At 42.8% G+C, this 13,891-nt stretch carries 12 protein-coding genes; 4 read left to right on the forward strand and 8 right to left on the reverse strand.

The features are described from left to right. Window positions 1-43 precede the first annotated feature (43 nt). From AC04NP_RS05225 to AC04NP_RS05235, 3 genes are all read left to right on the forward strand, one after another. Window positions 44-883, forward strand: a complete 840-nt coding sequence (locus AC04NP_RS05225; RefSeq protein WP_482858455.1) for an endonuclease/exonuclease/phosphatase family protein — start codon at window positions 44-46, stop codon at window positions 881-883. A 121-nt stretch (window positions 884-1,004) separates the two neighbouring features. Further along, entirely contained in the window at window positions 1,005-1,910 is a 906-nt protein-coding gene (locus AC04NP_RS05230; RefSeq protein WP_482858456.1) for an AAA family ATPase, read from the forward strand. Between the two features lie 40 nt (window positions 1,911-1,950). After that, the gene (locus tag AC04NP_RS05235; RefSeq protein WP_482858457.1) at window positions 1,951-3,237 is read left to right on the forward strand and encodes a hypothetical protein; all 1,287 of its coding nucleotides are present in this window, start codon (window positions 1,951-1,953) and stop codon (window positions 3,235-3,237) included. Window positions 3,238-3,504: 267 nt separating this feature from the next. On the opposite strand, the gene AC04NP_RS05240 is transcribed toward AC04NP_RS05235, so the two are convergent. The 3 genes from AC04NP_RS05240 to AC04NP_RS05250 form a co-directional block, all read right to left on the reverse strand. Beyond that, complete coding sequence (locus AC04NP_RS05240) at window positions 3,505-3,825, reverse strand: hypothetical protein (RefSeq protein ID WP_482858458.1); 321 nt, start codon at window positions 3,823-3,825, stop codon at window positions 3,505-3,507. A gap of 222 nt (window positions 3,826-4,047) precedes the next feature. Continuing rightward, window positions 4,048-5,751 carry a serine hydrolase gene (locus AC04NP_RS05245; RefSeq protein WP_482858459.1) on the reverse strand — a complete coding sequence of 568 codons (1,704 nt, stop codon included), beginning with the start codon at window positions 5,749-5,751 and terminating at the stop codon, window positions 4,048-4,050. A 305-nt stretch (window positions 5,752-6,056) separates the two neighbouring features. Continuing rightward, window positions 6,057-6,935 (reverse strand): hypothetical protein, encoded by an 879-nt coding sequence (locus AC04NP_RS05250; RefSeq protein WP_482858460.1) that lies wholly within the window; start codon window positions 6,933-6,935, stop codon window positions 6,057-6,059. 247 nt (window positions 6,936-7,182) lie between these two features. Between AC04NP_RS05250 and AC04NP_RS05255 the strand changes: the two genes are divergently transcribed. Then, complete coding sequence (locus tag AC04NP_RS05255) at window positions 7,183-8,130, forward strand: nitrilase family protein (protein WP_482858461.1); 948 nt, start codon at window positions 7,183-7,185, stop codon at window positions 8,128-8,130. Between the two features lie 170 nt (window positions 8,131-8,300). On the opposite strand, the gene AC04NP_RS05260 is transcribed toward AC04NP_RS05255, so the two are convergent. The 5 genes from AC04NP_RS05260 to AC04NP_RS05280 form a co-directional block, all read right to left on the reverse strand. Then, window positions 8,301-9,407 (reverse strand): aromatic ring-hydroxylating oxygenase subunit alpha, encoded by a 1,107-nt coding sequence (locus tag AC04NP_RS05260; protein WP_482858462.1) that lies wholly within the window; start codon window positions 9,405-9,407, stop codon window positions 8,301-8,303. Between the two features lie 73 nt (window positions 9,408-9,480). Beyond that, window positions 9,481-10,200 carry a LytR/AlgR family response regulator transcription factor gene (locus tag AC04NP_RS05265; protein WP_482858463.1) on the reverse strand — a complete coding sequence of 240 codons (720 nt, stop codon included), beginning with the start codon at window positions 10,198-10,200 and terminating at the stop codon, window positions 9,481-9,483. After that, on the reverse strand, window positions 10,197-11,252 hold the full coding sequence (locus tag AC04NP_RS05270) for a sensor histidine kinase (RefSeq protein WP_482858464.1): 1,056 nt from the start codon (window positions 11,250-11,252) through the stop codon (window positions 10,197-10,199). The genes AC04NP_RS05265 and AC04NP_RS05270 overlap by 4 nt, the downstream gene beginning before the upstream one ends. A 31-nt stretch (window positions 11,253-11,283) precedes the next feature. Further along, complete coding sequence (locus AC04NP_RS05275) at window positions 11,284-12,303, reverse strand: Kelch repeat-containing protein (protein ID WP_482858465.1); 1,020 nt, start codon at window positions 12,301-12,303, stop codon at window positions 11,284-11,286. Between the two features lie 34 nt (window positions 12,304-12,337). After that, window positions 12,338-13,666, reverse strand: a complete 1,329-nt coding sequence (locus AC04NP_RS05280) for a DUF4270 family protein (RefSeq protein WP_482858466.1) — start codon at window positions 13,664-13,666, stop codon at window positions 12,338-12,340. Window positions 13,667-13,891 lie beyond the last annotated feature (225 nt).

Genomic DNA, 13,891 nt, shown 5'->3' on the forward strand with positions numbered 1-13,891 from the left:
AACAGTTACAAATAATCGATCATCAAATAAATATATCGATAGAATGAAAATGCATCGGCTCATTGTATTTATGATACTGAATATTTCGACTCCGGCACTAAGCCAACACCTAAGTGTGATGACGTACAACATCCGCTATGACAACCCCAACGACGGTGAAAACCGCTGGGAAGCCAGAAAAGATTTTTTGATCGCACAGATCAAATTCCATGCCCCGGATATTTTTGGAATTCAGGAAGGTTTGGCACACCAGGTGAATTACATAAACAAAGAACTCGCAGGTTACAAATATGTAGGTGTAGGGCGTGATGACGGCAAGAAGAAGGGAGAATTCAGCGCTATATTCTTCAACGCCAGCAAGTTCAAAACCATTGAATCCTCTACATTTTGGCTATCGGATACCCCGGAAAAGATATCAGTGGGCTGGGATGCAGCCCTGGAAAGAATTTGTACCTACGCCCTGTTTGAACATTTGGAAACCGGACAAAAAATATGGGTTTTTAACACACACTTTGACCATGTTGGTAAAGAGGCCAGAAAAAACAGCGTCACACTGATTTATGATCGCATCGGCAGCCTCAACAAAGATAATCACCCATACATTTTAATGGGGGATCTTAACCTGGAGCCCGGCACTGAGCCAATTCAGTACCTGTCTCAACACCTCGATGACACCAAAAAGGTCAGCAAAGAAGTGGTTTTCGGACCGGAAGGGACTTTTAATGGCTTTCAATTCAATAAACCGGTGACCAGACGAATCGATTACATTTTTACCAGTAAATCCGGTATCGAAGTCCAAAAGTATGCGGTTCTGAGCGATTCTAAAAATCTGAGATATGCTTCGGATCATTTACCGGTGTATGTGGAATTGGTGGTGAAATAAAGGTGAGCTGGCGCAACCCGAAACAAGAGCCCGATTCCAACCAAAAATTCCCAATTGATTTGTATAATTGCAATTCGGGAACAACGTTCCATCTCCTGCAAATCATCAAAACAATACTGCAATGGCGGAAAAATCTTATTGGAAAGGATCGGATAAATACATTTGTGATCCGGAATTGGCACAGGCTTTTCATATGGCGCGTACACTGGGAATGCCTTTGCTGGTAGAGGGTGAACCCGGTACCGGTAAAACCGAGCTACCACTGCAATATGCCGCAAGCCAGAAATTGGATCTTTTTGTGTATCCTGTAGGCTCAAAAAGTAATGTAGAACAATTTGTAGCCAAATTTGATCATGTCAAATACCTCAGGGATTCGCAAATTGAAGTGCTCAACAGCCAAAGGGAGGAAAAAGGTCTCAAAAGCAAGCTAAGTACCGGCAACCGGAGCACAGAAAACCTGGATGATTATGTGCTGACCGGACCAGCCGCCAGGGCTTATACATCGCCCGATTCTGTGTTGCTGATCGATGAGATCGACAAAGCCCCCAGGGAATTCCCTAACGATCTGTTGTATGCGTTGAGCCACAGAAAGTTTGTGATGCCTGAGTCAGGCAAGGTAATCGAGGTGAACGAGGAGGACATGCCCGCCATTGTGATTACCAGTAACCGGGAACAGGAACTGCCTACTGCTTTCAAGGGAAGGTGCATTTATCATTATATCCAATTCCCCGACCCCGAAACCATGCAGGCTATTGTCAATAAACATTACCCCGGGGCCAATAAAGAACTGGTACAATTGGCCATCGACTTGTTTTACCAGTTAAGAAGGCTTAAACTGGAAAGAGCGCCATCCACCCGGGAGTTATTAAATTGGCTCAGGTATTTACAAACATTTGCCAAAGGTGAGTCTTTGAAAATGATTAAAAAACTATCCGGCATTGGTGCGCTGGTTAAAACCCAGGAAGACATGGCGCGTGTAGAAAGGAACTTTATCACTGACCGCGGCCGTTTATCAAACTTCAACTGAATTGTTTCCCAGTCTGCCCCATATTTTTAAATCGCACCGGGTGCCAGCCGATGTAAATACCTTGCTCCTGCTGCGGAAAAGCATGGAAAACGGGCTTGTGCATACCCTCGGTGACATTTATCTGGTGTTGAAAGGGATTGTCGTAAAAGATCCCAGTATGATTGGCCCATTTACCATAGCTTATTATGACTATTTCCTAAGCGTTGATTTCCGGCCCGGGGAGCGTCCGGAAGAAGCGGTAGCCAGGTCCAGGGCCTTTGAGGAATGGAAAGACGAGTTTTTAAAGGTAGAAAAGCAGGCAGATGCAAACGACATCAGGGGATTGGTAAACCGGTTTTTGGATGAGGTACATCTTACCGGTTATGCTATCAAAGAAATTATAGATGGTCAGGACATTTTGGCCAATGATAATCCTAACATGGCCGATAGGGCTTCACAGTCGGGCAACGAAGGATCACGTGCGTTGGACCGGGCCGCCGATTACAGAAATATCAGCCTGGAAGAGCTTTTGAAAAGGATGGATAAAGTAGCACGGCAGCAGCGGGACCGCCACACCGGAGGCAGCCATTGGATTGGAACAGGTGGCATTTCTCCCTATGGTCATAGCGGTGCAGGTGTTGGGGGGGTAAGGGTAGGTGGACAAGGTGGAGGCAGGATGGCCCGGATGGTGATGGATGATCCGAGGTATTTCCCTGTAGCTATGGATCAGCCACTGAGTGACAACAATGTGGATGCTGCATTGGCAGCTTTAAAAGGTGTGGTGGAGGAAAGTGCTACAAAAACGCTGGACATTCCAAATACCATAAAAAACGGGTTAAAGCGGGGTGGCTTGTTCCTGCCCGAAGAAAAGGATGTCATTTCCGAAAAAATGCGTATCATCCTGATGATCGATAACGGCGGGTTTTCCATGGATATACACATTAAAAAGGTGACCGGACTATTCAAAAAAATGAAGACCCGCTTTGCCCACGATCTGGAAGTGTTTTACTATCACAACACCATTTATAATTACGTCTACGGCAACGAAAGAAGGACCGAGCGTCTCCCCATTGACCGGCTTTTGGCCAAAGACCCGGAGTATTCGGTTTTTATTATAGGCGATGCCGCGATGGCCCCCTACGAATTGAGTGATGCATCACTACGCCATTGGCATGACCTCCGGGAAAAGTTCAAAAAGGTCGCCTGGCTCAATCCCGATCCTATTGGAAGCTGGGGCTACTCATACACAGTCGGTGTGCTGGCTGCAATCATTCCTATGTATCCCCTTACTCCGCATGGTATCGAAGAAGCGGTTATTAACATGAATAAAATTAAGATTATCAAGTAGGTTGAGTTAAAAGGTATTCTTCCTTAACCACCTTTTGGTTCCTCCCCTCCATCTCCCTGCCAATCGATTTCTTGTTTCTGCTTACCTGATAACTTAAGCAGCTTTGCAGTTTCTTTAGTTAGTTTTGCTCAACTAAATTGGCCTTCTCCGGATAATAAAATCATGAAAAACTTTAATCCCCAGTCGCCAGGATGGATTACCAAGTCAACCGGTCATTACCAGACGAGCGGCAGGGAGCTATCTAAAAAGCAGTAGTCAGAACAAAACTTAACGCCTAAAAATATACCGGGTAATAAAAATCCCCTGGAGGTCGGTCTCTCCTCCGTCACTTTCTACGCCACTCACCACAAACACCAACTCCCAGCCATTAGCAGCCATTTGACTGAGTTTGGATGAAATTATAGCATCATTAGATGCCACATTTTGGAAATTAATACCAGTGGCACTGAAAAAATTAAGCATTTTGGTTTCTTCAATGTTGTCAATTTTCAAATTCCGCCTTTTGACCCGGCCCTGTTCCGTGTCTGTTCCAGCTTTTCGTTCCGTGGTGAATTCCTCAAGATTAACATCCTGTTTGTTGCTAATCATGCGTGAGCGACCTATACCCATAGGCACAACGGATTCAATCGTTGTGATAACGGAATACTCCTGACCGTGGGTGGTAAAGATGCAATGGGATAGGGTAGTTTTTGGGCCAGAGTTGTTTTACTTTTTCAATGAGCCTTCACCAAGCTATCCGGTATAATGTGTATGGCCACCGGCCGTTTTCCCTGAACTCAAAAGGTATACTGGTTTGACCGGTTGTAATTGTCAGTCTGTGATCCGGGATGGTGTGTTCAGAGAATCCACCTTTTGAAACCACAGGTTTCTAACCCGGCCTGAAGAAACTTGGCAACCGTTAATGATACCAGCCGAATCTCTTGTAAATTCAGCTTGGCCGAAAAACCACACGCTTCCGGAAAACATGTCTTTTTTGATGGGGTTTAATTGGATATTGCTCAAACGATCATGTTGTGCCATCAGTTTATCACCGACATGAGTAAAGCTGTACGTTGTGGACAGCTCCGGGCTATAAAACTGGCCGGTGAATTCAGCTAAATTTACGGTAGACTTATCAAATGGTATGGCTCTTGTCGCATCCATGATCTGTCCGTTTTGATGAAGTTTTAGTGAGGTAACTTTTCCACTGCTATCCGGAAAAAATGCGATGATTGCCCCGATGCCTTCAACAGAGAATCTAGTGGTGGATAAAGGTTTTAGCAAAACCTTTTGTTGATTGGTAGCCTGGCCAAATAATTCACCATTATTTGCTGTAATATTAATGGTAAAACCGGGCTGTAATTCATATGCTCCAACATAGGTATTTAACGTCTCCGGATCAACGGAAACGTTTTCATTGGAAGTCTCACCGGTTTTTGCATCATCGGTTGGCTCGGAGACAAATTCGGTTTCAAGATAAATATCAGCAAGTTTATGGGCCAGGATGCCTGCCCTGAAAGAGGCATCATTGCTAAAAACAATTACGGCAAAATTCTGATCGGGGAAACGTCCCAGATAGCTGCGATAACCCGCATCTGCACCACCATGCTGTATTTCATTCAGACCTTTGTACTTACCGACAAACTGGCCCAGTGCTCCGCCAAATGTTTCCCCATTGTTTAATACAGCCATGGCATTCATTTTATCTATCATTTTAGCGTCTCCGACTTTTAAGGAAGAAAAATTCATGGCCCAAAGGCTTAGGTCCTCCACGGTGGTAAACAGGCTGGTGGCCCCGACGTTGGCATAGCTCAGCACTCTTTTTTTGTATCCATTATTATCTGAATAATAGGAATAAGCCCTGTTTTTTACAATTTTTTCATGATCATCGTAAAAAAGCGTATTGGACATTTTCAAAGGTTTGAAAATGTTTTGATCAGTGAATGCTGAAAAGGATTGACCGGATACCCTCGATACTACTTCTGCCAGTAAGGTAAATCCTGTATTGCAATATAAAAATTCATCGCCAGGGTCAAAATTCAACTCCTTTTGCCGGCTCACAAGTTTCAGGATATGTTCTTTGGTGATTACATCGTCGAGCCGCCAGCCGGCCAAAGCCAGCAAATTCCATTGATCCCTAAGGCCGCTTGTATGGGAAGCGAGGTGTTTTAGCGTGATGACCTTTCCAAAGTCGGGTACTTCCGGGATATATTTTCTGACATCATCTTCTAAAGAAAGTTTACCTTCTTTCTCTAACAACAGGATTGAAAAAGCAGTAAACTGTTTTGAAACCGAAGCGATATGAAATATGGTGGACGGTGTGACAGGAATATTGTATTCCAGGTTAGCGCTGCCATATCCTTTTTTGTATACAATCGATCCGTCTTTTACCACCGCTATTGCTGCTCCTGGTGTTTTGTTACTATTCCAGGCGGCAAAGAGTTCATCTACTTTGACATTGGTTGTAACCTTGCAGGCATAAAAAAGAAAAGAAAAAAGCAGGGAAACACAAAAACGAATGATTACTGGTTTCATAGTGGCGCTACCTTATGTTTAACGGCATATGACAACTTACAAATATAAACGGACAAACACAACTGTATACCTGCCTTGGTTCCTGCTGTTACCATCAGATGGCGTTAAAAGGCACATGTTCTCTTTTTTAGATTTCAAAGAAAACGCCCATTACATTTCAAATACTTCGATTAAAAAGCAAGGGTGGATTCCGGGCTAAAATTTAAGGCAAAAATGATCCAGGTTTTCCTTAAATGATAATTATATCGCTGATTTTCATTATATTGCGAATTGTGATATAGCTACAGCCGGTATCCCTAACCTCACTATTGAGCAGCACTTTTCTTTAATTTGAAGACGCCGCCATTGGCATTATCGATATATATAAAATAATCCTTAAAAAAACTTATTCCAATTCGCGGTTGACTTGAAGGGTTAATATTCACATCGACATTTTCAAATACAAATTCCCCCAATCGAATTTCGGGTATTACCCCAACTTTTTCTTGCGTTTTTTGCAATCCGCCCAGGGTGTATCTGTCCCTTGTATTTTCAGAAAGTTCAACGATTTTAGCCACATCTTCCGCAAACTTCGAGCCTTCCGGTAAATTGAGGGTCGATGAACTTCCAAAATCAATCATCACCTGATATTTCTCGCCACTCATCTCAATAAAAGTAAAGGGTGATCCATCTTTCCTTATTATTTCGATCTCTTTAAAAGATTCACCCACCAGGTTTGCATTTGATATTTCAATTTTTTTGCCGGGGTAATTAATAAGCCAATTCGATTTTTTAATAATGGGTTGCCCAATTAATCCTCCAAAGTTGGGGATTTGTTCTTTGAGTCCAACCAAATCACCGTTGAGTGCGTAAGTGTCGGTGAATTTTGTGTTTCCAATCCGGATCAATGGCACTACCTCCCGCCCTAACTTCATTTTCCTTTTTGAAGCGCCTGAATATTTTGATGCCCGCCCTTTCACTGTATCTCTTTGCACCAAACTTAAATCCGCACCGGTATCTAAAAGGAATTTTTTAGTTTGTCCATCGATATCGACATCAAAGGCTATTACTGATTGATAGGTTTCAAACTCAATTTTAGAATAAAAATATTTGGGTTTGACATTTCCTCTTTCCTGTAATTTGGTCACTGAGCATCCTAAATGAGGAAGTAATAAAGTTACCAGTATTATCTTTTGATATTTCATTGTTAGTTTAACGTTCACAACAAACATACATTGGCAAAGCACTGGCCTGACTACATAACATTTGACTAAATACCCTTTACCCAATGTAGTTTCCAACCAAAGGCCGCGGAAATTTAATAAAAAACTATAATATCCCTTCGACTCCGTACCGGAGAGGTTTAAAATAATCGTCTTAATGTATTTCTTAAATTAAAAGAATACTGTTATTTTTACTCCGCAAAGGAGCTCGCAAAGCTTTTGACAAAACATGGAAGACCTTACTATTGCCGTCGCTCAATTTGAACCAAAGAACGGAAACAAAGCCTATAATTTATCGGTAATTCATGAACTTGCCCGGCAGGCCAGCCGGAAAGGCGCGGATGTCATTAGTTTCCATGAGATGTCGATAACCGCTTATACATTTTTTAAAAACCTGGACAGGAATCAGGTGCTGGATTTGGCAGAGGAAGTGCCGGCAGGGGAAAGTTGCCGGCAATTGATCAGCATTTCCGAGGAACATGAAATAGCCATTTTAGCAGGGCTGGTCGAAGTGGATGGGGACCGGATTTTTAATACCTATATTTGCGTAAATGAAGGCGAAGTAATCGCCAGATATCGTAAACTCCACCCTTTTATCAGTCCATACATGTCAGCGGGTGATGAGTATGTAGTATTTGACCTGAAGGGATGGCAGTGTGGCATATTGATTTGTTATGACAACAATGTCATTGAAAATGTCCGGGCGACCGCGTTGCTGGGCGCGGAAATTATTTTTGCCCCGCATGTTACAGGCTGCACCCCATCATCGATGCCCGGAAGAGGTTATGTAGATGACAGGCTCTGGCAGAACAGAAAAAAAGACCCTGTTCCACTTAGAATGGAATTTGACGGCCCCAAAGGCCGGGAGTGGCTCCTGAGATGGCTCCCTGCCAGGGCCTACGACAATGGGGTATATTACGTTTTCTCCAACCCTGTCGGATATGACGGTGAACATTTAAAAAACGGGAATTCGTTAATACTTGATCCCTACGGGGAAATTTTAACTGAGATCAGGGATTTTGACAACGCCCTGACCATCGCTACTATTACGCATGATAAGTTAAGCCTGGCAGGCGGGTTTCGCTACAAAAACGCGCGAAGACCGGAACTCTACAGGGATATAATCGGCGGGGCACATCAATCGGAAACGAAACCGGTTTGGTTGCAGAAAGACTAAGCCGGACGATTTTTTGAAGCGAACAAATTTTTAAAGATTCGTCAGCTAACCTAATGAGCCTGTAACTAAACCGCTAAACCTGAATGACAAGTTTCATTGCACACCAACTTGCAAACTTTGGTATGGCAAGTAGATGAAAATGCATCGATACGATTACCTGCCCTAAGCCATCAGTGACGTGGGACTTGATCTGCTGTTAAAAAACGGGCCAGCAACCGGTGAAAATGGTGTACCCCCTGTTCTCTTTCAGGCGAAAACCTTCCTGTGCCATAATACCTGGAGCCAACACCGGTCTGAACACTTTCTACAACTAATTCATCTTCCTGTTCAACACGGTCAAGCGATGCACCGGCACCCTTGTCCAGCTTTGACTGGTCGTAGACATAGGTAAGGAAGGAAACCCTGGTTCGGTCGATGGATTGCGGCTTTACAATGTTAACCGATAATCCCCAAGGATAAAAATTGAACATCAAATTAGGAAAAATCCAATAGTAATATGCAGCCACCTTTTGGCCGATGTCCACGTGTCCCTCCGGCAGGTCGAACACTTCGTCATGACCATCTGAATAGCCAATTTGCAGAACGAAGTAATCGTCAATTAGTGTCGCATAGTTGCCATAGTGCAGTACATCATTTAAACGCTTGTGTACATAAGGAATATGAAATCCTTCAAGGTAATTGTCACAATACAATGCCCAATGGGCATCGACCGTGTAATCCTTTGATCTTTCAGCATCATACCTGAATGTTCCCAGGGGCAGAAACCCAACTCTTTCGTTTATTTTGGCGATAATTTTATCTAATCGAAATGCAGGTTCAGGCCCGGTAAAAATAAACGGCCCCCATTGTGCAAGCATAAATTCATGCAAATCCTCGCAAGGCCGTGGAAAATCCATAGCCTCGCCGAATTCCGGCATAAACTCAAACCGCCCCGCCAGATCAAACCGCCTGCCATGATACATACAGACAAGCTTTTGAAGCTTCCCGGGGCGCTGCACAACCAGATTAGCCCGGTGGGTACATACGTTGCTCAAACATCTTAAATGACCGGCCTCATCCCGGACTAAAACCATGGGCTCCTCCAGAAAGCCCTCTAACAGGGTAAACGGATACGCAAAGGCGCCATGCGGAATACGGTCTTCATCGCCTGCCCATTGCCAGGTTTGCATAAATACTTTTTCTTTCAACCGCTCAAAAATATTCCTGTCCCTGTAAAAAATGCCGGGAAGCGTTTCAGCTTTGGTAATGTCAGGATCGATATAAAAATTATATTTCATCTAAGCTGACCATATTTCTTGTTTCTGTTATGATAAATATAACAAAGTATGGTACAACTATGGGCATTAATTTTTACATCCTCCCCTCCAGCACCATTTTATTGAATATCGATTTGTAGGAGTCCCCGATAGGCAGATATTTGTCTTTGATTTTTACTTTGCCTTTCCGGTAGGATTTTATCTTATTAATTGACACAATATAGGACTTGTGAATTCTTACAAAAGCATTCTGTGGCAACGCAGTTTCCAGGGCTTTTAAGCTTTTAATCGTCAAAATCGGTTGCTGTTCCCCAATATACACTTTCAAATAATCTTTATACCCTTCGATGTATTCAATATCGCTTAAATTCACCTTGATAATGTTGTGGGTTGATTTCAGGAAAATGTAATCATCCACCTGAGGGGTGTCTTTTTCTGTAATGGTTACAGGGCCTTTGTGCATCATGTCGTATAACTTGTCGGTAGCCCTCAGGAGCCTGTTAAACGAGAAGGGCTTTAACAAATAATCTACGGCGTTTAGTTCAAAACCTTCAACCGCATATTGGGCATAGGCCGTGGTCATAATAACCCTTGGCGGACGCTGCAGGCTTTTAAAAAAATCAATACCGGAAAAATCCGGCATATGGATGTCGAGAAAAACCAGATCTACCTCATGCTCCTTTAAAAAATTAAGGGCTTTAAACGAATTCTCAAAACTTGCCAGCAATTTCAAATAAGGTATTTTTGCTACATATTCCTCCAATAATTCAATCGCCAGGGGTTCATCGTCGATGATAATGCAGTGAATGATCATACTAAAATGGTTAACTTGGTTTCGTAATAATCGGGTGACTCATTAATCCTGAGCTCATAGCGGTCAGGATAACACAGGTTTAATCGTCTGATTGTATTGGAAAGTCCAATTCCGGAATGTCCGTTGGCGGAATCCAGTGTAGAGGTATTGGCTTGTTTTTTAGTATTATATACGTCAAATTTGATGACACTTGCCTCCACCTTCAGGTTAATAGAAACCAGCGAGACCCGGTTGTAGGAGACCCCATGTTTAAAAGCATTTTCTAAAAAAGGGATCAGGATTAAAGGCTCGATGTATATGGTGGAAAAATTGCCACTTTCGGTAAAATCTATCTTTACAGACTCCTTTCGTGATATTCTTAAACGCTGAAGTGCGATGTAGTTTTTCAGGCATTGAATCTCTTGTGTTAGTTTAATCTTTTTTTGAACGGAATCATACAGAATATACCGCATCAGGTCGGAAAGCAACAGTATGGCCTGGCTGGCATTTTTGGAGTTTCTTTGGGTAAGGGAATAAATATTATTCAATGAATTAAAGAGAAAGTGAGGGTTGATCTGTGACTTTAAAAAAGAAAGCTCCGAGTATAGTTTTTCTTTTTTTATCTCTTCCTTCTCACGGCGCTGCTCTTCGGATTTTAAGATCATTTCAAAACTGGTTCCAATAGAAAAGGTAAGGATGAAAGGAAAAATCAACTGCAGGGGAATGGTAAAAGATCTTGGCCTGACCCCTTCCAACCCGACGGCTTTTGCCTCCAGAATCTCTGCAAAGAGAGAAAGGGTTTCGATTTGGGTATTTATCAATAAAATCACCAAAAAAGACAGGACAATAGCACCGATATACCACACATAACGCTGGCCATTGAGAAACTTTGGGATAAAAACAAAAACATTAAGTAAATAAAATGGGACAAACAGCGAACCCCGGATGGTAAACAATTTGGCAAACTCGGAATTTGAACGCAAGGGTAGCACGAGCCAGGGTAATGACATCATTACCACCAAAACCAAAATATGGAATGCTAAGCGGTATTTTTTAATGTGCACTTTAGCCATGCTGTTTTCCATGGTGATTGGTGATCAGATTCTAGTCATCTTCTTCATAGACCTCATCCGGCCTGAATTCATAAGTATCGTCAAACCTTCTCGTACCATTTTGGCCTGTTGTGACAAACACCCTGCCCTGCAGCATATAGTGCACCGCCACTATCCTGGAGGCCCCTTCAAAGTCAGTTTTATCTTCCCACACATCGTTGCCAGGATTAAACTCCCAGACTGAACTTTGAACGGTGCCGTTTGATCCTCCAACAATGTATCCCCTGCCATCTAAACCAAAAGCAATAGCATCATGACGGTTTACTGCAAGCAGGAATTCATCATAATAATCGTCTTCATCATCCAAAGAACGGTCAATCCATGTATTGTCAGCAGGATTGAACTCCCACAGGTCACTTTCATATAAGCCATTGTTTCTTCCGGTGCCTACATATACCAGGTCATTCACAATAAAAGACACAGCTTCTTCCCTTTTTGGGCCAGGCAAACTTCTGATTTCTGTCCAACTGTCAGTTCCGGGATTATATTCCCAAAAGTCGTTATTAAAATTATCCCCATCAAAACCTGTTCCGACATACCCCCTACCGTTTATGGCAAACCCCACTGCGTTGTATCTTCTGGTTCCTGCAAAATCCCTCAACTGGGTCCATTGGTCTTTGGCAGGGTCATATTTCCAGAAATCCCTCAGCTCCTCGATATCCTCATCGCGGTTATAGCCTAACCCCACATAGCCGATACCGTCGATACTAAAAGCTACTGACCTTTCACGCAAAACTCCGGGGAAAGAATCTTTTTGCTGCCAGATACCGCTTTCCAGGTCGAACTCATAAAAGTCCGCCAGGTAATCATCTCCATCGTAACCTAATCCCACATAGGCCCTTTCATTGGCCACAAAAGCCATGGCGCCGCCCCGGGGTCTTCCTCTGAAGGGAAGGGTTTCTATCCAGTTTCCGTCATCTTCATCTTCATCGGAATCTTCACAAGCTGTGAAGCTGAAAACTGAAGTAACAATCAACAAAAAGTAAACCGGCCAACGTACAATAAATTTCATTTTTGTAATTAAATTAAGGTTCATTTCAAAAACATCAATCTTCCACAAGTGATATATATAAAACCGTGAGTTCCATCACGTATTCATGGCTTGAATCCCCAATAAAAAGCCTGTTAACGGTGCTGTTAAAAAGACTGTCAGGCGGCATGATTAACAAGGCATTTTCGTTGAATTCATCAATATCTAATTGACTGTTAATAAATGATGTAACATTGATTTCGTAGCGGGTTTCCCTGTCCAGTACGATATCTTCCAAAAGCCTAACCGGGTTTTCCAGTCCCCCGATGATCTCGTTTTCCTCATCGATTACATAAACAATGAGATTTTCAGGCAAAGGGGTGCCTGTACCGTAAGAATTATCGATTGGTCTCAGGGTAAGCACCGCATCGTTGATAAAAAAATCATCACCGGCAAAAATCAATGCGCTGATATGCGGAATCCGTATCTTGATGCCCAACCCGGCGCCGGCCTGCATGTATACCTCGTTGTCTGTGACTGTTGAATTCAAATCTTCTTCAAGGGTCAACAATTCCGATAGCCTGGTATCGGACCGGTCATAAATTATCTGACTGAAATAGGGCTCGTCACCAATGGAAAAAGTCAGGTATTTTTGATCGGTAGGGATAACAGATTTGTCCTGGTAATATATTCTCAACTGGGAATTTGTAGAAAAACCAATGATGCTGTTGCTTTGAAGGGAATCCGGAACCAGGGCAAAGCCTTTAAGATACTCTGAAAACTCAATGGCATTGGACAGAATTTCACTACCGTCATAAGCCAGTTGGATCAACTCCCGCCCTAATGCATCAGAAATTCTAAACTCGACTTCTTCATCCCTGAAGGGTCTCGGAGAGATGTTATAACTACCCAGTGGCTCACTTTCAAGATAACGATCAGGAGACAACTCGCGGAAAGTGGTGTTGTAAAGAAACTCTGTTTCATCATCATACTCCAATTCGTCAGTTAAACTATAAAGTGTGTATACCTGTTCCTGTAAAGTATCGTAATAATAATAGCCGTCGAACTCCAGGTACAAGGTGATTGAATCATATACAGCCACGTCCTCATCCAGCGCATAGGTAGCGTCCAGCCCCACCTCGAAAAAGCCGGTTGATTTCAGTTTTCCCAGTGTTTCATCTTCGGCATAGCCAAATAGTATTCTGCCTGTGCGGCTGGTTTGTAAACAGTCGAACTGAATGGTCGAGGTTACCAGTTCCATCGTGTCTACATAGGTAATCTCAAATGACTCATCATTAAAAAAATCAGTATTTATCGTATTCGGATCTTCAATGCAAGCCATTAATACCAGGGCCATGATGATCGATAGCAATAAGCTTTTTACCAAAATCCGGGGTTTATCCATATCCGAAACTAGTTATTGACGGTTTAACCCTTAAAATATTATATACCAGATTAACTGGTTTATCTACCTGGATACGGACTTTATAGAAAACCCAGGTCTTGGCAGGTGAAACCGTTTTGGCAGGTAAACTTTCCGGTTTGAACCCGAAAACCAGCGTGTTCATCTAATATAATTGTGAGCCATCGAATAGCTCCTACATTAGCATGATCAACATCTGGTCATACA

The sequence above is a fragment of the Agaribacillus sp. DX54 genome (assembly GCF_056858335.1).